The sequence below is a fragment of the Caloramator sp. CAR-1 genome (genome assembly GCF_030546345.1).
GTDB lineage: Bacteria > Bacillota > Clostridia > Clostridiales > Caloramatoraceae > Caloramator > Caloramator australicus.
In genome coordinates, this window is sequence record NZ_JAUONW010000022.1 from 61797 (window position 1) to 81466 (window position 19670).

At 35.9% G+C, this 19670-nt stretch carries 20 protein-coding genes and 2 riboswitches; of the genes, 3 read left to right on the plus strand and 17 right to left on the minus strand.

Going from position 1 to position 19670, the window contains the following annotated elements:
- The 13 genes from purF to thiS form a co-directional block, all read right to left on the minus strand.
- Nucleotides 1-1404 (minus strand): amidophosphoribosyltransferase, encoded by a 1404-nt coding sequence (gene purF / locus Q3V94_RS06970; RefSeq protein WP_303526326.1) that lies wholly within the window; start codon nt 1402-1404, stop codon nt 1-3.
- Nucleotides 1389-3581, minus strand: coding sequence for a phosphoribosylformylglycinamidine synthase subunit PurL (gene purL, locus Q3V94_RS06975; protein WP_303526328.1), 2193 nt, complete (start codon nt 3579-3581; stop codon nt 1389-1391). The genes purF and purL overlap by 16 nt, the downstream gene beginning before the upstream one ends.
- Nucleotides 3582-3595: 14 nt before the next feature.
- Nucleotides 3596-4090, minus strand: coding sequence for a 5-(carboxyamino)imidazole ribonucleotide mutase (gene purE, locus Q3V94_RS06980; RefSeq protein WP_274766846.1), 495 nt, complete (start codon nt 4088-4090; stop codon nt 3596-3598).
- Nucleotides 4083-5246, minus strand: a complete 1164-nt coding sequence (locus tag Q3V94_RS06985) for a 5-(carboxyamino)imidazole ribonucleotide synthase (RefSeq protein WP_303526331.1) — start codon at nt 5244-5246, stop codon at nt 4083-4085. The genes purE and Q3V94_RS06985 overlap by 8 nt, the downstream gene beginning before the upstream one ends.
- 11 nt (nt 5247-5257) lie before the next feature.
- Entirely contained in the window at nt 5258-5917 is a 660-nt protein-coding gene (gene purQ, locus Q3V94_RS06990) for a phosphoribosylformylglycinamidine synthase subunit PurQ (protein ID WP_303526332.1), read from the minus strand.
- Between the two features lie 2 nt (nt 5918-5919).
- On the minus strand, nt 5920-6159 hold the full coding sequence (purS, locus tag Q3V94_RS06995; protein WP_274766844.1) for a phosphoribosylformylglycinamidine synthase subunit PurS: 240 nt from the start codon (nt 6157-6159) through the stop codon (nt 5920-5922).
- A complete protein-coding gene (gene purC, locus Q3V94_RS07000; RefSeq protein ID WP_303526334.1) occupies nt 6156-6869 on the minus strand; it encodes a phosphoribosylaminoimidazolesuccinocarboxamide synthase in 714 nt (237 codons plus the stop codon). Before purC ends, purS begins: the two co-directional genes overlap by 4 nt.
- Before the next feature lie 78 nt (nt 6870-6947).
- Nucleotides 6948-7049: riboswitch (purine riboswitch) on the minus strand.
- A 110-nt stretch (nt 7050-7159) separates the two neighbouring features.
- A complete protein-coding gene (gene thiC, locus Q3V94_RS07005) occupies nt 7160-8413 on the minus strand; it encodes a phosphomethylpyrimidine synthase ThiC (RefSeq protein WP_303526456.1) in 1254 nt (417 codons plus the stop codon).
- Nucleotides 8382-9062, minus strand: a complete 681-nt coding sequence (thiE, locus tag Q3V94_RS07010) for a thiamine phosphate synthase (protein ID WP_303526336.1) — start codon at nt 9060-9062, stop codon at nt 8382-8384. The genes thiC and thiE overlap by 32 nt, the downstream gene beginning before the upstream one ends.
- On the minus strand, nt 9052-9654 hold the full coding sequence (gene thiF / locus Q3V94_RS07015) for a sulfur carrier protein ThiS adenylyltransferase ThiF (protein WP_303526337.1): 603 nt from the start codon (nt 9652-9654) through the stop codon (nt 9052-9054). Before thiF ends, thiE begins: the two co-directional genes overlap by 11 nt.
- Nucleotides 9651-10745, minus strand: coding sequence for a 2-iminoacetate synthase ThiH (gene thiH, locus Q3V94_RS07020; protein WP_303526339.1), 1095 nt, complete (start codon nt 10743-10745; stop codon nt 9651-9653). Before thiH ends, thiF begins: the two co-directional genes overlap by 4 nt.
- Nucleotide 10746: 1 nt before the next feature.
- Nucleotides 10747-11523, minus strand: coding sequence for a thiazole synthase (locus Q3V94_RS07025; protein ID WP_274768350.1), 777 nt, complete (start codon nt 11521-11523; stop codon nt 10747-10749).
- Complete coding sequence (gene thiS / locus Q3V94_RS07030) at nt 11516-11707, minus strand: sulfur carrier protein ThiS (RefSeq protein ID WP_303526342.1); 192 nt, start codon at nt 11705-11707, stop codon at nt 11516-11518. Before thiS ends, Q3V94_RS07025 begins: the two co-directional genes overlap by 8 nt.
- A gap of 78 nt (nt 11708-11785) precedes the next feature.
- Nucleotides 11786-11899, minus strand: a riboswitch (TPP riboswitch).
- Between the two features lie 361 nt (nt 11900-12260).
- On the opposite strand from thiS, the gene Q3V94_RS07035 reads away from it, so the two are divergent.
- The gene (locus tag Q3V94_RS07035; protein ID WP_303526344.1) at nt 12261-14057 is read left to right on the plus strand and encodes an ABC transporter ATP-binding protein; all 1797 of its coding nucleotides are present in this window, start codon (nt 12261-12263) and stop codon (nt 14055-14057) included.
- Between the two features lie 12 nt (nt 14058-14069).
- Complete coding sequence (locus Q3V94_RS07040; protein WP_303526346.1) at nt 14070-15851, plus strand: ABC transporter ATP-binding protein; 1782 nt, start codon at nt 14070-14072, stop codon at nt 15849-15851.
- A gap of 85 nt (nt 15852-15936) precedes the next feature.
- Here the strand turns inward: Q3V94_RS07040 and Q3V94_RS07045 are convergent, their stop codons facing one another.
- Together Q3V94_RS07045 and sigZ are read right to left on the minus strand one after the other, a co-directional pair.
- Nucleotides 15937-16464 (minus strand): DUF2703 domain-containing protein, encoded by a 528-nt coding sequence (locus tag Q3V94_RS07045; protein WP_303526348.1) that lies wholly within the window; start codon nt 16462-16464, stop codon nt 15937-15939.
- Nucleotides 16465-16543: 79 nt separating this feature from the next.
- Complete coding sequence (sigZ, locus tag Q3V94_RS07050; protein ID WP_303526459.1) at nt 16544-17074, minus strand: RNA polymerase sigma factor SigZ; 531 nt, start codon at nt 17072-17074, stop codon at nt 16544-16546.
- 172 nt (nt 17075-17246) lie between these two features.
- Between sigZ and Q3V94_RS07055 the strand changes: the two genes are divergently transcribed.
- The gene (locus Q3V94_RS07055) at nt 17247-18638 is read left to right on the plus strand and encodes an ATP-binding protein (RefSeq protein ID WP_303526353.1); all 1392 of its coding nucleotides are present in this window, start codon (nt 17247-17249) and stop codon (nt 18636-18638) included.
- A 6-nt stretch (nt 18639-18644) separates the two neighbouring features.
- Here the strand turns inward: Q3V94_RS07055 and Q3V94_RS07060 are convergent, their stop codons facing one another.
- Both Q3V94_RS07060 and queD read right to left on the minus strand, forming a co-directional pair.
- A complete protein-coding gene (locus Q3V94_RS07060) occupies nt 18645-19226 on the minus strand; it encodes a 7-carboxy-7-deazaguanine synthase QueE (protein WP_303526356.1) in 582 nt (193 codons plus the stop codon).
- A complete protein-coding gene (gene queD, locus Q3V94_RS07065) occupies nt 19219-19665 on the minus strand; it encodes a 6-carboxytetrahydropterin synthase QueD (protein ID WP_303526359.1) in 447 nt (148 codons plus the stop codon). Before queD ends, Q3V94_RS07060 begins: the two co-directional genes overlap by 8 nt.
- Nucleotides 19666-19670 lie beyond the last annotated feature (5 nt).

Sequence of the window (19670 nt, forward strand, 5' to 3'; positions counted from 1 at the left end):
CTATTCCTTCCTTTCAAACTGGAATTTATCCGCCTCAAGGGGTGCAGAAACCGGATATGTTCCGTTAAAACATCCTAAACAAAAACCATCCCTATTTAATGCCTTTAAAAGACCATCTATGCTTAAAAAGTCCAAAGAATCTGCGCCTATTTCCCTGGAAATATCCTCAATATCTTTATTAGCTCCTATAAGCTGACTTCTATAGGGGGTATCTATTCCAAAGTAACAAGGGTATGCAACAACAGGGGATGCAATCCTTACATGAACCTCCTTTGCCCCCGATTTTTTCAATAAATCTACAAGCCTTCTCATGGTAGTTCCTCTTACAATCGAGTCGTCAATCAAAACAACCCTTTTCCCTTCTATATTTGACTTCAAAGGATTTAGTTTAATGGCAACCGCCCTTTCCCTTTCTTCGCTTTTAGGCTGAATAAAGGTTCTTCCAATATATTTGTTTTTTACAAAGCCTATGCCGTAGGGTATCTTTGAAGCATTTGAAAAACCTACTGCAGCAAAGGTTCCTGAGTCTGGAACGCCGATAACAATATCTGCTTCAACAGGTGCTTCATTATAAAGCTCCTCTCCTGCCCTTAGCCTCGACTCATAAACGCTAATTCCATCTATAATGCTGTCGGGTCTTGCAAAATAAATATATTCAAAGGCACAGGTTTCAAGCTTTGTTTTTTCTATTAAATTAAGACTCCTTATTCCTTCTTTATCTATTATCACTATCTCACCAGGTTCAACATCCCTTAAAAACTCAGCACCGACAGCATCTAGGGCACAGCTTTCAGATGCCAAAACATATCCTCCATCTATTTTCCCAAGACATAAAGGTCTTATACCGTGGGGGTCCCTTACGGCAATCAATTTATCATCGGTTAGTATAAGCATGGCGTAGGAACCCTTTATCGCCTGCATGGCGTCAAATACTGCCCTTTCTATTCCCTTCTTTGCTGCCCTTGCTATAAGGTTTAATACAACCTCTGTATCTATTGTTGTTTGAAATATAACCCCCGCCTCTTCTAAAAGTTCCCTTATGATATCTGCATTGACAAGGTTGCCGTTATGGGCAATTGCAATGTTACCAAGTTTGTATTTACTATAAAGGGGCTGGGCGTTTTCCTTCCTTGTCCCGCCTGTTGTTGAATACCTTACATGGCCTATTGCGGCAAATCCTTTAGTATTTAAAAATTCTTCTGTAAAAACCTCCGATACAAGCCCTATATCCTTATGGACTATAAAGTCTGTCCCACTTGATATAGCCATCCCTGCACTTTCCTGTCCCCTATGCTGAAGGGCAAAAAGGCCGTAATATACAGTTCTTGCTATTTCCTTTTCTTCAGTTAAATAAACTCCAAAAACTCCACACTCTTCCTTAAATTTATCTACTCCACAAAACATACAAGGCCACCTTCCCATTCCTTCTTAGCCTCTTTTACTTCTATGTCTAAAACTTTATTTCCGTTAAGCTCTATCTCCACTTTGTCCCTTTGTGTTTCACCAATAACCTCTGCCATAACCCCATATCTTCTAAAGTTTAATATTACCTTATCAGCAGCATCTTTTCTGCAGGATAAAATAAACCTTCCCTGGCTTTCAGAGAATAAGAATCTATCCTCCCTAAGGTCTGTATTTATGCTAAGTTTTGCACCCATTTCATTTTTAAAACAGCACTCTAAAAGGGCCACTATAAAGCCTCCATTGGATATATCATGGCAGCTCTTTAAAAGATTCTCATCTGTGCACTTTAAAACCGCTTCAATTGTGTTTTTCTCAATCTCAACTTGAGCCTCCGGCACCCTTCCTGCCTCGATGCCAAATATAACCTTTAAATATTCACTTCCGCCTATTTCATCCCTTGTTTCACCGACAAGAATTATTACATCACCCTCATCCTTAAAGTCTATAGTCGTGTGCTTTTTTGCATCCTCTAAAAGTCCAAGCATTCCAATAACAGGTGTAGGATGAATTGCCATTTTTTCCGACTGATTATAAAAGCTCACGTTTCCGCTTATGACAGGTGTATTTAAAATCCTTGATGCCTCTGTTATTCCTAATATGGAATTCCTAAATTGATAATATATTTCTTCCTTTTCTGGATTTGCAAAGTTTAAACAGTCGGTTATAGCAATCGGTCTTGCTCCAGTTGCTGCTATATTTCTTGCAGCCTCTAAAACCGCTATTTTTGCCCCTTCGTAAGGGTTTAGATAACAATATCTTTCATTGCAATCCACCGTAAGGGCAATTCCCTTATCTGTCCCATCTACAAGAACTAGGGCTGCATCCCCACCGGGTTTAATAACGGTGCTGTTTCTAACCTGATGGTCATACTGGCTGTAAACCCACTTTTTTAATGCAATATTAGGGGATTTTAAAAGCTTCAAAATAGTCTCCTTTAAATCTTTTGGCTTTTCAACCTTTGAGGTATCAAAATTCATGAGCTCATCCATATATTTTGGCCTTTTAAAGGGTCTTAAATTAATTGGTGCGCCATCGGCAAGAAGCTTTGCTGGCACTTGTCCAACTAACCTTTCTCCCTCATAAACTGAAACGAATCCATCGTCAGTAACCTCTCCTATTACCGATGCATGAAGTCCCCACTTGTTAAAGATTTTAAAAACCCTATCTTCCTTACCCTTTTCAACTATAACGAGCATCCTCTCCTGGGATTCGGAAATCATAATCTCAATGGGGTTCATTCCCTTTTCCCTTGTAATAACCTTTGTAACATCTATTTTTATTCCGCTTTCTCCCCTAAAGGCAGTCTCACAGCTTGCAGATGTGAGCCCTGCCGCACCAAGGTCCTGTATCCCAACGACGCATCCCTCTTTAATTAGCTCAAGGCAGGCCTCCAAAAGAAGCTTTTCCATAAATGGGTCCCCCACCTGAACAGCTGAACGCTTTTCCTCCGATTCCTTAGTTAAATCACAAGAGGCAAAGCTTGCCCCACCCATTCCATCACGTCCTGTTGTATGTCCAACCAGCATGACGGGGTTTCCAACCCCCTTTGCTGCCGCCTTTTTTAAGTCTTCCCTTTTAAGAAGTCCTACGCTCATGGCATTTACAAGGGGATTATCGTTATAGCATTCATTAAAAACCGTCTCACCACCTACCGTTGGAATACCAACGGAATTTCCATAGTCTCCTATTCCCTTTACAACTCCCTTTAAAAGATGCTTTGTTTTTTCAAGCTCAAGCCTCCCAAACCTTATAGAATTAAGATTTGCAATAGGTCTTGCTCCCATTGTAAATACGTCCCTTAAAATACCTCCAACTCCCGTCGCAGCTCCTTGATATGGTTCAACGGCTGACGGATGATTGTGGCTTTCTATTTTCATTGCAATTGCAAGTCCATCTCCGATATCCACAACCCCTGCATTTTCCCCAGGGCCCTGTAACACCCTTTCGCTTTTAGTGTTGAAAAGCTTTAAAAGGGCCCTTGAATTTTTGTAGCTACAGTGTTCCGACCACATAACTCCAAACATCGAAAGCTCTAAATCGTTTGGAATTCTTCCTAATTTTTCAACTATCAAATCGTATTCCTCTTTATTTAAACCAACATCCTTATATGTTAGCATAGCAATCCTCCTTGTTAAGTTAATTGACCGTCAATTAACCTTTTAGACATATTAAATACGTCCTCTTCAAGTTCCCTCTTGTAGTCCTTTAATTTATTCATTAAATCCTCATCAAAGGTTGCAAGTATTTTAACAGCCAATATTGCAGCATTTGCTGCACCGTTTATGGCAACTGTTGCAACGGGAATTCCCTTTGGCATTTGAACTATTGATAAAAGGGAATCGAGCCCTTCTAAGGATTTGCCCTTTATAGGAACTCCAATAACCGGAAGGTTGGATATTGAGGCTACCATTCCGGGAAGATGGGCAGCCCCTCCGGCTGCTGCAATTATAACCTTAGTTCCCCTGACTTCTGCCTCCTTTGCAAAGCAAAACATCTTTTCAGGGGTCCTATGGGCTGATACTACATCAATCTCATAATCTACATTAAACTTTTTTAAGATATTTTCAGCATCCTTCATAACCTCATAATCAGAAATGCTTCCCATTATAATTGCTACCTTACCCATTAAACTCACCTATCTTTAAATTGTTTTTAACAAATTCTATTTTTTCATTTATCTCCTCATCAGTCTCACCGATGACCGTTACATGACCTATCTTCTTTTTATTGTCTACAAAGTCTTTTCCATAAAGATGAACATATATTCCATTCATCTTTAGTAGCTCCTTAAATCCTTCTATTGTATATTTTCCCGTTAATTTTCTATCCCCAAGGATATTAATCATGGCCGCCCTTTTTAAAAGCTCCGTCGAACCTAATGGTAAATTTGCTATGCTTCTTAAGTGGTTTTCAAACTGACTGCTGACACAGGCCTCGATGGTAAGATGCCCTGAATTATGAACCCTTGGTGCTATTTCGTTTATATAGATCCTATCATCATAGTCTAAAAACATTTCGATGCAGAATACTCCAACATCATCAAAGCCTTCTAATACCGCCTTTGCGATATTTATAGCCTCCTTCTTTACATCCTCTTTTATATCCGCTGGGCATTTAGTAATCTTTAAAATGCTGTCCTCATGATAGTTTTCAAAGGGTAGATAAAACTTTAAATCGCCATCTAAATTCCTGCAGAGTATTATTGATATTTCCTTTTTAAAGTGAATATATTCCTCTATAAAAATTTCCCTTTTAAAATCAAAGTTCTTAAACTCCTCTAAATCCTTTTGATCTTTTATAAGGATGTTTCCCTTACCATCATATCCTCCCCTTGCATGTTTTAACATAAGGGGGAAAGAAAACTGTCCTGCCTTTATAATTAAGTCCTCAAAGGATTCAACCCTTTTAAATTTAGGAACAGGAAGACCAAGCCTTTTTAAATATTCCCTTTGAAGATACTTATTTTGAATTATTTTTAATGTTTCTGGTGAAGGGTATATTTTATATCCCATTTCCTTTAATCTCAAAAGATGCTCTACATTAATGTGTTCAAATTCATAGGTTAAAATATCTGTCTTTTGGGCTAAACTTAAAAGGGCTTCAAAATCATCAAAGCTTGCAACAAACTGAAAGTCTGATACCTGCCCTGCTGGTGAGTTTTCCTTAGGATCAAGGACAAAAACTTCATACCCCATCCTTTTGGCCTCAAAGGCAAGCATCCTACCAAGCTGTCCTCCCCCTATAACCCCTATCCTTGAAGGTGGTAGATACACTTTATTCATAGAAACACTCCTTAGCCTTTTAAAAATTCTATAGCCCCTTTAAATAATCTTATCCCATCATCACATCCTAAAAGCTTTGACGATGACCTTTCTGGGTGGGGCATAAGGCCTAATACATTTGCCCCTTCGTTTACGATTCCTGCAATATCCTCTATAGAACCGTTGGGATTATTTTTATATTTAAAAACTATTTGTCCCTTTTCATTTAATCTTTTTAAGCCCTCATCATCTATAAAATAGTTTCCTTCTCCATGGGCTATTGGAAAATTTACAACCTCTCCCTTTTCATAAAACCTTGTAAAGGGAGTATTGTTATTTTCAACTATAAGCTGACAGTCGCCACATATAAACTTTAAATTTTTATTCCTTAAAAGGGCGCCGGGTAAGAGCTTTAATTCAGTCAGTATCTGAAACCCGTTACAAATACCAAGGATTAGATTGCCCCTTTCAGAAAACTCATATATTCCCTCTAAAATCTTCGCAAACCTTGCGATGGCACCACATCTTAAATAATCACCATAGGAAAATCCTCCGGGTAAAACCAAAAGGTCAACATCGATTTTACCCTCATCATGCCAAATATATTTAACATCAACATCTAAAGACTTTAAAACATCGAATACATCCTTATCACAATTGGAACCTGGAAAAACTACAACCCCTGCCTTCATAATCACACCTCAAATCTAAATGTGTAGGTTTCTATAACTGGATTAATAAGAAGCTTTTCACACATGTCCTTGATTATCCCTTCAGCTTCCTTAATATCCATATCCTTTAATTCAACCTCAATATGCTTTCCAATTCTAACTCCCTCAACATGGTATCCTAGCTTTAAAAGTCCCTCCTTAACCGCTGCCCCCTGTGGATCTAAAATGCTCTCCTTTAAGGTAACATCAATTAAAGCCTTCATTTTACCTCTCCCTTCATCCTTTTTAAAATCTCTTTATAGCCTTCAATGACGTTTCCAAGGTCCCTTCTGAATCTGTCCTTGTCAAGCTTTTCTTTAGTATTTTTGTCCCAAAATCTGCAGGTGTCCGGGGATATCTCATCGGCAAGTAAAATCTCATCCCTAAACCTTCCAAATTCCAGCTTAAAGTCAACAAGGTCTATGCCTAGTTCATCGAAAAACTCTTTAAGGAACTCATTAACTTTGCCAGCACAATCATAAATATTTTGAAGCTCCTCAAAGGTTGTAATTCCTAGAGCTACTGCATGATAGTCGTTTATTAAAGGATCCCCAAGTTCATCGTTTTTGTAGCAAATTTCAAAGACGGTTGTATTAAGTTTTGTCCCTTCCTCAATTCCAAGCCTTTTTGCCATGCTTCCTGCTGCGATATTTCTTACTATTACCTCAAGGGGAATTATATTAACCTTTTTAAGAAGCTGCTGCCTTTTATCGATTTGTTTTAAGAAATGGGTTTTTACTCCTTTGCCTTCTAAAAGTTCAAATAGAATTGAAGATATGGTATTGTTAAGAACTCCCTTTTCAAATATTTGTGCCCTTTTTTGTCCGTTAAAGGCTGTGGCATCGTCCTTAAAGTAGGCTATTATTTTATCCTCATCGCTTGTCCTATAAATTATCTTTGCCTTACCTTCATAGAGTTTTTCTAACCTTTCCATAAAACACTCCCCCTAAAAAAATAATCCCTTTTTGACCATGGAAGAGTCAAAAAGGAGATACCTATTCCTAAAAAGGGAATAACCTATTGACTCATCCATAGTCGGGCAGTTTACGGCTGCCCGGTAGAGACTCTAGGGCCATATTCCCCAGATTATATGGATGATACCGTATTCTTTTCTAATTTCATATTAGAATATATCCTTAAATATGTCAAATATTTTTTGTTATATTTCGAAAATATACGAATATATATCTTGATATTATTTATATATTTTATTTTCTTCCATGGCTATCTTACATTATTTACTGGACACAGCTTTCCACACATTGTGCAGTATTTATTTTCATCCTTCTTATACATCCTCATCTTTTCCTCATCTATTCCCCATCTATACATCTCCTGCCAATTCATCTCTGATCTTGCCAAGCTCATTTTATAATCCCTTTCAAGGTCTTTCTTAAAACCCTTTGAAAGATTAGCAGAATGGGCAGCAAGTTTGAAGGCAATTATTCCTTCTTTAACATCCTCTATGCTCGGAAGCCTTAAATGTTCAGCAGGAGTTACATAACATAAAAAGTTTGCACCATTAAGGGCTGCAATCAGCCCTCCCATAGCTCCTGTAATATGGTCATATCCTGCACCTATATCTGTTGTTAAAGGTCCTAAAACATAAAAGGGTGCTCCATGGCATAGTTTTTTCTCAAGGAGCATATTTGCTGCAATTTCATTTGCCCTCATGTGGCCAGGACCCTCTATCATGACCTGAACTCCCTTTTCCCACGCCCTTTTTGTTAGCTCACCTAAATTTATAAGCTCCTCGATTTGAAGGGCATCTGTAGCGTCGAATATGCATCCAGGCCTTAGGGAGTCCCCTAGGCTTAAGGTTACGTCATGTTTTTTACAAATATCTAAAATATTATCGAAGTATTCATATAGCGGATTTTCCCTGTTGTTTTTAATCATCCAGTTATAAATCATTCCGCCTCCACGGGATACTATTTTCATTATTCTACTATTTTTTTCAAACCTCTCTAGAGTTTTTCTTGTAATTCCCGCATGAAGGGTAAAAAAGTCCACACCCTCCTCCGCCTGCATCTCTATAAGCTCAAGCATCTCCTTTGCCTCAACCTTTGTAAAATCCTCATGTAATATGGCAATATCATATATCGGAACCGTCCCCACTATGAAATCATAGTTTTTTAAAAGATATTTTCTAAACTCCTTTGAATTTTTTCCACTTGAAAGGTCCATAACCGACTCGACTTCGTATTTTTTACAAAGCTCCAACTTTTCAATCTCCTCTTTAAAATCTCCGCATTCGCTGGATACACCAATATTAACATTTATCTTAACTTTTGTCCCATCTCCAATTGCAAAATATTTTGACCTTCTTCTGTTTTTATTTGCAGGAATTACTATCTTACCATTTGCTATCAACTCTAAAAAAATTTTTTCATCCATCTCCTCAACTTCTATGGCAATTCTCATCTCCTCCGTTAGTATCCCTTCCTTAGCATAATCCATTTGAGTTTTCATTCTTATCCCTCCAGTTATTTAGCTTATCTAAAATAGCCTTTATCTTTCCTTTTATATCCTCCGCTCCAACTACTTCACTTACCATTGCTATACACTTTGCTCCCCTTTTTAAAACATCCTCCATATTGTTTTCCTTTATCCCTCCTATTGTAACAAAGGGGATTTTGCTCTCTTTTACTGCTATATCTAAATATTCAAATCCAACAGGATCGCACACATCCTCCTTGGTAAAGGTTTTAAATATAGGGCCAACACCAATATAATCCGCTCCTATTTTGTGGGCATCATAAAGCTGAGTCCTCGAATGGGTGGAAAGGCCAATTATATATTCCTCTCCTAAAAAGTCTCTTACCCTCTCTAATGGATAATCATCCTGACCTATATGAACTCCATCGGCTAAAACCATCTTTGCAATTTCTATATTATCGTTTATTATAAATATGCAACCATAATCTAATGTCATTTGCCTTATTTTTTCACACTCTAAGAGTTTTTCTCTTAGGGTCTTTTTCTTTTCTCTATATTGAATTATCTTCACACCCGACTTTAGCATTTTTTCTACTACCTCTATGTTGCTTCTTCCCCTAGATAAATTCTCTGCTGTAATGCAGTAAAGATTGTATTCCTTTAAAAGCCTTAATTTTTCAGCTTTCATCTCCTATCACCATCCTTAAAACCTCATCGGCCTGCAAGCTGGCAACAGCAGTTACCTTAGGAGAAAGGGGACTAAACTCACTTATAGATTTTCTAAAATCCCCAATTATTGAATAATTTTTACCCCTTTTTATTTTTATTCCTTCTCCGTCCCCAAACCCTGCAATACCTGAAGCACATACAACCCTTATTTTTTCTGAAAGACAATATTCAAAAATCATCCTTTTATACTCTACCCTGTCAACGGCCTCTACGACTATGTCTGCCTGCTTCAATAAATTTAGGTTATCTTCTGTTATTTTTAGGCATAGTGTTTCTATTAAAGCATCCTTATTAATCTTTAATAGGTTTTCCTTTAATGCATACACCTTTTTATTGCCTACCTGTTCTAAATAAAAGTCCTGCCTATTTAAGTTTTTAAGCTCCACTTCATCAAAGTCGATAAGGGTTAACTTTAAAAAGCCTGTTCTAATCAATAACTTAGCAATATTAGAACCTAAACCTCCACAGCCTATAACAATTATCTTCGTCTTTTCTATTTTTTTAAGCTCTTTTTCAGAAAGATAATTTAATAAAATTTCTCTAAAGGTCATAACATCACCCAATTTGTAAATTCTGCATTATATCCCTTCAATTTTATAGACATAATGATTTCTTCAACCTTTCTATCATCAGATACCTCAAACTGCTTTGGTGAGGGATTATCCTTTACATATCCACCAACGCCGGTTTTAGACTCCGCCGACATCTTTGTAACACCAAGGCCTATTAGGTTATCCCTCAGTTCTTTACTTTCCCTTGTTGAAATATTGATACCTACATGCTTTAATAGTAGCCTTGTATAAACTATAAATTTTACAAATTGCAAGTCATCAACCTTTGTATAGATAAAATTCATTCCTTCAAAGGGCCTTATCCTAGGGAAGGATATAGAAAGCTCTATTTTAGGATATTTTTTTAAAAGATACTTGCCATGCATAGCAGTTAAAAATACATCCTTTTTAAAATCATTTGAAAGTCCCAAAAGACAACCTATATTTACCTCCTTGACTCCAGCCCTTATTGCCTCCTCAATGGCATTTAACCTTTTAACAAAATTCCTTTTCCTTCCTATTAAATGGACAGCTTCATAGGTATTTAAGTCATAGGTTTCTTGGTATAAAGTAACCCCAACTAGTCCCTCATCTACAAGTTCCTTATATCCTTCAAAGGATAAAGGACCTGTTTCAATGAAAATTTCAGGAAAATGTTTTTTTGCAATTTTTATAGCCGATTTTAAATATTCAAACCCCTCCTTTGTATCATCCTCCCCCGTTAAAAGTAATATGCTGTTAAATCCTTTTCTCTTTATAGCCAGCATCTCATCTTCAACTTCATCTAAGCTGAGCCTTCTTCTCTCTATTTTGTTAAAACATGAATACCCACAATAAATACAACCAGATGAACAATAATTTGAGATATAAAGAGGAATATATAAAAATATGTTTTTACCAAAATAAGCTTCTGTAAGCCTTTTTGCCTTCCTCGCTGCCACCTCTAATATATCTAAAGCATCGCAGTTTAAAAGTTTAATATAGTCCTTATCGGATAAATCCTCCTTATTTAAAATTTCAATAGCTTCCTCCCTTGAAGGTTTGCTTTTATTTTCTTCATAAAGACGGGCTATTTCTTCAAAATTAAACATATTAAACACCCCTTAAAAATCCCGTTAAAGGTGATGATGCATCGGCATATTCCCTTTCCTTTAAAACTCCTACTTCACAAGCTAGCCTTCCTGCATCTATCGCCATCTTAAAGGCCTTTGCCATTTTAATAGGATCCTTTGCTGTTGCAATAGCGGTGTTTATAAGGCAAGCTTCGGCTCCAAGTTCCATAGCCTCTGCCGCATGGGAGGGCCTTCCTATTCCTGCATCTACTATGACTGGAATTTTTACTTCATTTATTATAGCCTTTAAAAGCTCCTTTGCCACCAATCCTTTGTTGGTTCCAATAGGTGAACCAAGAGGCATTACTGCACTAACTCCAATATCCTCAAGTTTTTTAGCAACTATAAGATCCGGGGAAATATAAGGGAAAACGTTAAACCCCTCCTTAACTAATATTTCACAGGCCTTAATGGTTTCTTCATTATCAGGCAAAAGATATTTAGTATCAGCCTCTATTTCTACCTTTATCCAATTAGAATTTGTAAGTTCCCTACCGATTAAAGCTATCTTTACAGCCTCCTTATAATCCCTTGCTCCGGATGTATTTACCATTATTATGGTTTCCTTTGGAATATAATCCAAAATGTTTTCTCTTTCTCCACCTCTATGGGCCCTTCTTACAGCAACTGTAACAACATCTATTTGGGCTTCCCTAATTATATCTTTTATCATTTCATAACTTGGAAGCTTTCCTGTCCCTACAAAAAGCCTTGAATTAATAGTTTTTCCACCAATTACAAAAGACACATTAACCACCTCCAACAAAACTTACAACTTCTAAATAATCCTCTTCCTTCAAGAAAACCTCATCCCAAAGGTCTCTTTTTAAGATCTCACCATTGAGTAAAACAACAACCTTTTTTTCATCATATCCCTCCCTTTTTAAAAGTTCTAAAACCGTCCCATTAAAACTAATCCTTTCATCGTTTAAAAATGCCATTATCTCCCTCCTTAAAAAAAATTGCACTACCCCAGCGTAAAGGTAGTGCAAAAAAGCACTACCCAGCAAAATAGAGTAGTGCATATTTTCCCACTTCCCTACGCTGGTATAATCCAGATCAGGTTCAAAGGGTCTAAGGTTTCATCGGACCTTACTCTCAGATGGCCTCGTCCATCTCCCCCAGTGTCCTTTATTTAGTTTTCTAAAATTATTATAATTCAAAAAATTATAAAATGTAAAGTGCCTGCCTCTTGACATTTTGACTTTTTGACATTTCCATAATTTTCTTATAACACATAGCAACTTATGGCATTATATCAAAAAATTGTTGAAATTTTTTAAAAATTATTTTATACTATAAAAAGAAATATTTATGAAGGGAGGTTGCACAGATGTTAATGTTTATAGGAAGTTTAAAAATTAAATTTAATACTAAAAATAAAAAGATAGTGCAACCTATGCCTTCGCGTATATTGCCCTAAAAAATATTAAGTAATCTAGGCCATGGGTGTGCTATCCCATGGCCTTTTTATGTTTAAAGGAAGGTGATGACATGAGGAAATATCGACTATTAATTGATTTTTCAAAGGGCTTTAGGCTAAAATACATTGCCTCAATAATTGCAACGGGTCTTTCGGCTTTATTCTCCGTCCTTATTCCCCTTATTATAAAACTAACCGTTGACTCGATAATCGGAACAAAGCCTATGACATCTAAACTAATGATAAACTTAGTAGATTCTTTAGGTGGTAGAGATTACATTCTAAAAAATCTATGGATTATGGGGCTTTTGGTAATACTACTTACCCTACTTAACGCATTATTTCTTTATCTTAAAGGGAAATGGTCAAGCCAAGCCTCAGAAAACATAGCAAAGAGGTTTAAGGACAGTCTATACGAAACAATACTTAGGGCAAAATATGAATTTTACTCAAAATATCCATCGGGGGAAATAATACAAAGATGCACCTCCGACGTTGAAACCATAAGAAATTTTTTAGCAAACCAGTTTGTTGAAATAGGAAGGACAGTTATACTTCTTAGCCTTATACTCATCATAATGTTTTCTTTGGATGTAAAATTTGCCCTTGTTGCGACATTAATAGTTCCTATTATCTTCGCCTTTGCCCTTTGGTTTTTTACAAGGGTTCAAAGGCAATTTAAAAGAAGCGATGAGGCAGAGGCTGAACTTTCAACGGTAATTCAAGAAAACATAACAGGAATTAGAGTTGTAAAGGCCTTTGCAAGGGAAGAGTTTGAGATTAAAAAATTTGCAGAAAAAAACAAAACCTACAGGGACCTTACCTATAATCTTATAAAGCTTTTTGCAAACTATTGGTCCTTTTCAGACTGCCTTTGTATGATTCAAACTGCCCTTGTGGTTCTTATTGGCTCATACTTTGCTGCAAATGGCAAAATCACCATAGGAACCTTGCTCGTTTTTGTCAGCTATGAAGGAATGCTCCTTTGGCCTGTAAGGCAGATGGGAAGAATTCTTTCCGACATGGGCAAAATGACCATATCCCTTTCAAGAATACACGAAATACTAACTCAGGATAGGGAAAACCTTGATGAAGGAATTAAAGATATTGAAATCAAGGGGAATATCGAATTTAGCAGCGTAACCTTTGGATTTGATGATAAAAATTATGTTTTAAAGGATATTTCTTTTAAAATTGAAGCAGGACAAACGGTAGCCTTCTTTGGCTCCACAGGTTCAGGAAAATCAACAATAATATCCCTTTTATTGAGGCTTTACGACTACAAAAAAGGTTCAATAAAAATAGATGGGATAGAACTTAAAGATATATCAAAGTCATTTATAAGACAAAAAATCGGAGTAGTTCCTCAGGATGCCTTTTTATACTCCAAAACAATCAAAGAAAACATAGCAATAACAAATCCCGATGCAGAGCTTGAAGAAATATATAGAGCATCACAAATCGCATCCATCCACGATACAATAATGGAATTTGAGGATGGATATGACACCTTAGTTGGTGAAAAGGGAATAACCTTATCAGGCGGTCAAAGGCAAAGAATTACTATTGCAAGAACAGTTTTGAAAGATTATCCAATCCTTGTCTTTGATGATTCCTTAAGTGCCGTTGATACGGAAACTGAAGCTAAGATAAGAAACGCCCTTAAAGAAAGGAGCAAAAATACAACGACGATTATAATCTCCCACAGAATAACCAGCGTTAAGGATGCTGATATTATAATAGTTTTAGATAAGGGTAAAGTTACAAACATAGGAAACCACGAAAAGCTTATAAAGGAGGAGGGACTCTATAAAAGGGTTTGGGAAATCCAATCCTTAATAGAAAGGGACTTTGAAAAGACAATATAAGGCGGTGATATTATGGCTCAAATAAAAGAAAAGGAATATAAAAACAATTTTGACCTTAAGCTTTGGAAAAAATATTTATCCTTTTTAAAACCATATAAAAAAGAAATATTTTCTCTTATCATGATAATGGTATTTGTAGGGGCAATCGATGCCACATTCCCTTATCTTTCTAAATACGCAATAGATAACTTCGTAATAAAGGGAACCTATAAAGGTTTTTATAAATTCATACTTTTTTATTCAATCTTAATTATTTTCCAAACCATTAACGTATATCTTTTAATAGCAATTGCAGGAAAGGTAGATATGGGCCTTTGCCACGACATTAGAAAATCTGCCTTTGAAAAGCTGCAAACACTGTCTTTTTCCTTTTTCGATAACACCCAGACGGGATATCTAATGTCAAGGTTGACCTCCGACGTTTCAAAGCTTGGTGATACCCTTGCCTGGGGAATAGTCGACATGGTTTGGGGAGTATCCATAATGACGTTTATATTAATTTATCTTTTAACCTTAAATATTAAACTTGCCCTTTTTATAATACTTGCAATACCTGTGTTGTTTGTAATTAGCATATACTTTCAAAAAAGAATATTAAAGCAATATAGGATAGTAAGAAAACTAAACTCCCAAATAACAGGCTCTTTTAATGAGGCAATAATGGGAGCTAAAACGTCGAAGATACTCTCAACAGAGAATATGCATATTAGCGAATTTAGGCTTGAAACATCCGAAATGAAAAACGCTGCAATAAAGGCTGCTATTCTTTCCTCTATTTATATGCCTATTGTAATAAGCCTTGGAAGCATATCAACAGCAGTAATACTTGTTGTAGGTGGAAAATATACCTATATGAATTTGATAAGCTTTGGAACCCTTGCAGCCTTTATATCCTACTCAATTCAATTTTTCGAGCCTGTAAGGGAACTTGCAAGGGTTACGGCAGAGCTAATCTCAGCCCAAGCAGCAGCAGAAAGGGTAATAGACCTTATAAACACAGAACCTGAAATAAAGGATGAAGGGAAATTAGAGGATTTTAAAATACAAGGGGATATAGTATTTGAAAATGTAAGCTTTAAATACAAAGAGGGTGAAAGGGTTTTAGAAAACTTTAATTTACAGGTTAAAAAGGGACAAACAATAGCCCTTGTTGGTGAAACCGGCTCTGGAAAAACAACCATAGTTAATCTTATCTGCCGCTTCTATGAGCCAACAGAAGGCAGGATATTTATAGATGGGGTGGATTATAGGGACATTCCCCTTAAAGTCCTCCACTCTAGCCTAGGCTATGTCCTTCAAACGCCCCATCTTTTCAGCGGAACTGTTGCCGACAATATAAGATATGGTAAGCTTGACGCTACAATGGATGAGATAATTGAAGCTGCAAAGCTTGTAAATGCCCATGACTTTATTATGGGGCTTGAAAAGGGTTACAACACTGAAGTTGGCGAGGGTGGAAGTAAGCTTTCCATAGGACAAAGGCAGCTTATTTCCCTTGCAAGGGCAGTAATTTCAAACCCTGCTATATTTATACTTGATGAAGCAACTTCTTCCGTTGACGCCCATACAGAACATATAATTCAAGATGCTATTCAAAGGGTTTTAAAGGGAAGAACAAGCTTTGTAATCGCCCATAGACTTTCAACAGTAAGAAATGCAGATAGAATACTTGTAATAGAGGGCGGTAAAATAATCGAAGATGGAAACCATGAGACGCTTCTTAAAAAGAAGGGTTACTATTATACTCTTTATAAAAATATGCTTACAGAAGAAAGCCAAAGGATAGAATATTAAAAAAGTTGCCCCTTTACGGCAACTTTTTTAATATCAAATTTTTATTCTCCTTTGCTACGTTAACTAGACTATCTGTAAAGCCACTTTATCTTTTTTTCATTCCATCAAAAAATCTTTTGAGGTTCTCTGGCATTACGTATTCCTCTTCTTTAACAGTTTCACTTCCACCATATACAGCCTTTAAAATTGATTCTATTATCATTTCCTTAGGTGGAAAATCATATTCCTTCCCTTGATAAACCCATACGCGGCAGTCAACATCATCACCGCAAAGGTCCCCACATGCCTTGCATGGACTCTCCTTTATATCCATTTGAATGTCCCTGCCATTGATTCTTATTGTTGGTGAGCTTACAAATTTGTATTTTTTAGCCAAATCTTCATTCGTAATGTTTATCTTATTTACAACAACTTCTATTCCTGTAGCTTCTAATACCCTTTTAACTTCATTTAATGCTTCGTCAAGGGTATCATCGGTTTTCATGCAGCGGTCACAAGAAGTTAGATCTAGATAAAGAAAGTCGATAACTAATTTTCTTTTATTAACTTTTGTATTAACCTCACCGCAGCATGCTGAGCCACAAGAGCAGCAACTTTTATTTTTGTTTTCCATATAAAAACCTCCCTTTAACTCATATTGGCATATATAAAGACGCAAAAAAATAAAAAAGGACTCAAATTTAGCCCTATTCTTAGCAAAATTTGCAGTCCTTTGTTTTATGCTGAAAATCGATTACATTCCCTAAGCTGTCCAGCTCTAAATTGCAGCAATCATAAAGCATATTTTTTAGAAGTTTCCTAGCCCTTTGAATTCTTGACTTTACCCCAGATATTGATATTCCAAGTCTTTGGCTTATTTCCTTGTATGTTAGATTTTCGTATTCTGAAAGAATGATAACCTGTTTATATTTTTCCGGAAGGCTATTTATCATGTTCTTTATGCAAATTGCAATATCCTCATTAGAGGATTCTTCACCGTCATATACTGCTATATCTTCCAATTCTAAGTTTGAAGTCATTTTGTTTTTCCTTCTATAATAATCTATTATAGAATTTCTTGCTATTTGATATATCCAAGGGTATACCTTTTCCTCCTGCTCTAAGTTGTCTAAATTCTTATATATCTTTATAAGAACCTCTTGAAGTAAATCCTCCGCATCATCCTTGTCGGATACATGCTTATCTATAAATTTTCCTAATCTATCGATAAACTCTTCCCACATGTTATTCAAAATATCACCCCACAGATATTATACTCAAATTTTGTGATTATGAACATCAAATATAATTACAACATAGTAGAAAAAATCAATGAAATATGCTACAATTTTACTAACTCTAAAGTAACTAACTCTAAAGTTAGTAAATCATGAGTTAATAAAGAGGAGTGATTTTATGTTTATTGGAAGAAAAAGCGAATTAGATTCATTGAATAAATTATACATCGAAGATAAGTTTCAATTTATTGTTATGTATGGAAGAAGGCGTGTTGGTAAAACCACATTACTTGCTGAATTTTGTAAAGATAAACCATCAATATTTTTTGTTGCTGAAGAATATAATGATAAAATGGCTCTGGAAAATTTTTCAGATAAGATACTATCATATTTTGGCCTTGACGGATTAGTAAGCCGATTTGAAACGTGGGAAAAGGCATTTCTTTTTTTAGCAAAAAATTCAAAGGATAGAAGATTAGTTCTTGTGATCGATGAATTCCCTTACCTTGTAAATGCCAACAAAAGTTTGCCTTCACTGTTACAAAATTTAATCGATCATCATCTTAAAGATACGAAACTATTCATTGTAGTTTGCGGCTCATCTATGAGTTTTATAGAAAAAGAAGTTTTAAGCTACAAAAGTCCCTTATATGGAAGAAGAACAGCACAATTTTTTATCGAACCTTTTAATTTTTTCACAAGCACAGAATTTTTCCCAAGATATACATTCGAAGAAAATGTTGCTGCATATGGAATATTGGGTGGTGTCCCTCAATATCTTAGAAACTTCGATGATAGTTTAAATATATTTGAGAATATAAAAAATAAAATTTTAGATAAAACCTCATACCTGTTTGAAGAACCAAAATTACTTTTAAAGCAAGAAGTTAGAGAGCCAGCTCTTTATAATTCCATTATTGAGGCTATAGCAGATGGGGCCAGCAAACTTAACGAAATCTCAACAAAAGTTGGAATAGAAAACGATAAATGTGCAAAATATATTTCTACCCTTATAGACCTGCAAATAATTGAAAAAATAACCCCTATAGATATAAAAGAAAACAGTAGAAAAAGCATATATAGAATAAAAGACAACTTTTTTAGATTTTGGTATAGATTTGTATTTTATAATAAATCATTGATAGAACAAGGTTTAATTGATTTTGTTATAGAAGAAAAAATCAAACCCTTTATGAATGATTTCTTAGGTTTAGTCTATGAAGATATATGTCTTGATTACATCAAACTTTTAAATAGGGATAAAAAGCTTCCCTTTATCGCAGAAAAAATAGGTAAATGGTGGGGAAACAATCCATATAAAAAACGAGAAGAAGAAATCGACATAGTGGCCTTAAATAAAGATAATATAATATTTGGTGAATGCAAATGGAAAAATCAACTGGTAGGCATGGAAACGTTAAGGGATTTGATGGAAAAATCAACATTATTTAATCATCCTAATAAATATTATATTCTATTTTCAAAATCCGGATTTACGGATGAGCTAGTCGAATATGCAAAAACCAATTCCAACATACTTCTTATTCAAAAGATAGAGGTTGCATCATAGCGACCTCTATCTTACGTTTATTATCTTATGAAGCTGAAGACCAACCCTTAAAGAAGGATCCTTCATTGCAAAGTAGAAGGCCTCCTTTGAACGAAGGTTAAAATTACTACTCTCCGGCTGCAGCCAAATCCTATCCTTATACTTTTCCTTTATCCCCTTTGGAATGTGAATTTCAGGATCAAAATTGCCATCAACTACGTATTTTAACTCGTCAAATAGGCATCTTTCATTTATAGCCCAATTAGTCTCTGGCTTTGGGGAACACACTATCCAATCAAACAAATGCCTTATATCATCCGTTGGATTTGTCCCGTTTGTCTCCAGCATTGTCTTTTTTCCTCTTTTTTTAAGCTCCAACAAAAGGGGCTCTAAGTTGTAAATAGTAGGCTCACCGCCTGTTATAATAACCTTTTCGTATTCTACCCTATCGGCTATCTCCTCTGCAGTTAAAAATTCCTTTTCAGAATGGTCGGTATCGCACCAATGGCAGTTTAAGTTGCAGCCCGACAGCCTTACAAAAGTTGCAGGACAGCCTAAATAGGAACCCTCCCCTTGAACAGAATGAAAAATCTCATTAATCCTATACATCATCCTCCACCTCCGCAAAGGAAGTTGGAGTTTCAAAGAGCCTCACTTTAACTATCTTTATAGGACTATCCTTTAGATATTCATTCAAAGTTTTTATTATAAAAAGTGCCATATTCTCTGCCGTTGGCCTTTCCTTAAATTTCACTATCCTCATTCCATAACCTTCTACTACTCTTGCAATCTCCTTTTCTGCCTCAGAGCCACCTTCCCAAAATATAAATGAATGATCAAATTTATCCACAATAAGCTCCTTTACGATGCTTTTTAAATCCCCAAAATCCACAACCATCCCTTGGGATGAGCCTTCCTTTATAAGCTCCGATGAAGCCGTAACTTCAAGTTTATATGTGTGACCATGAAGATTAGAACATATCCCCTCATGATTAGAGAGCATGTGGGCACAATCAAAGGTAAATTCCTTTGTTACAGTTATTTTCAACTTTA